Source organism: Pseudomonas sp. 05T35, from assembly GCF_056396605.1.
The window spans coordinates 1-1,237 of the sequence record NZ_JBFTLU010000744.1 but is presented as its reverse complement, the minus strand read 5'-3'; the positions used below and the strand labels follow the sequence as shown (position 1 = coordinate 1,237).

Genomic DNA, 1,237 nt, shown 5'->3' with positions numbered 1-1,237 from the left:
GGCTGAGGGTCAGTTCGCCATCGCCGCTGCTGTGACGCACTTGCGGGCAACCCGCCGTGTCGAAGTCCCCGGCCAACATATTGGCCTTGCCGACGAAGCCGGAAATGAAGCGGGTGCGTGGGTGTTCGTAGAGCTTGTACGGCTCGTCGATCTGGGTCACGCGCCCGGCCTGCATGACCACCACACGATCGCTGATCGACAGCGCTTCGGCCTGATCGTGGGTCACCATCAGGGTGGTGATGCCGACTTCGCACTGAATGCGACGAATCTCGAACTGCATTTCCTCGCGCAGGTTGGCGTCGAGGTTGGACAGCGGTTCATCGAGCAACAACACCGGCGGTTCGATCACCAGGGCTCGGGCCAGGGCGACACGCTGGCGCTGTCCGCCGGACAGTTCTCGTGGATAGCGTTCGGCATGTTGGGTAAGGCGCACCAGCGCCAGCACCGTGGCCACCCGCCGGGCAATGTCGGCTGCCGGGACCTTGCGCATGCGCAGGCCAAAAGCGACGTTGTCGCGCACCGTCATGTGCGGGAACAGCGCATAGCTCTGGAACACCACCCCCAGGCCACGACTGCTCGGTTTGGCGTGGGTGATGTCGCGACCGTCCAGCACGATGCGCCCGGCCGTGGCGTCGACGAAACCGGCGATCATTTGCAAGGTAGTGGTTTTGCCACAACCGGAAGGGCCGAGCAGAGAAACGAATTCGCCTTTTTCCACCGCCAGATCTGTGGCGATGACAGCGTCGATTGCACCGTAGCGTTTGCTGAGACCTTCGAGTTGGAGAAATGCCATGCCTGCGTTCCACCTGTATTTATTGGACGCGTCGAAACGCGCTTTTTTGTGATGGGCAGATGCGAAGGGATACCGCGGGTGCGCTGGCGCTCGATCGTAAGTCGGCTGCCAAATATTGTTCGAATCGCCCCTGTGGACTCAGATTAGGACGAAGATTAGGATGGGTGAAAGCGCTAATTTCACTGAAAGGAGTATTTCTACTGTTTCTTTCAATGATCAAATTTTTATAGAGAAATACTCAAAATGAATTCCACTGATCGGAATGAAAGTGCCAAAGAAGTCGGCGTTGGTAGCGTCTCCAGGTTATTCGCCGTGCTGCGAACGCTTGGCTCGGCCCCTGAAGGTGGTGAGCGGGTGACCCAACTGGCGCAGCAGGTCGGTTTGTCGCAACCGACGACTCATCGCTTGCTGCGCAGCCTCATGGACGAAGGCATGGTCGAGCAG

The 1,237-nt window shown here is 58.9% G+C and carries 2 protein-coding genes; one reads left to right on the top strand and one right to left on the bottom strand.

The features are described from left to right. On the bottom strand, positions 1–793 hold a 793-nt coding region (locus AC1DH9_RS29440; protein ID WP_477809366.1), incomplete at its 3' end, for an ABC transporter ATP-binding protein. A gap of 243 nt (positions 794–1,036) precedes the next feature. Here AC1DH9_RS29440 and AC1DH9_RS29435 point away from each other — a divergent pair. Then, a partial coding sequence (locus AC1DH9_RS29435; RefSeq protein WP_477809365.1) for a helix-turn-helix domain-containing protein occupies positions 1,037–1,237 on the top strand: 201 nt, incomplete at its 3' end.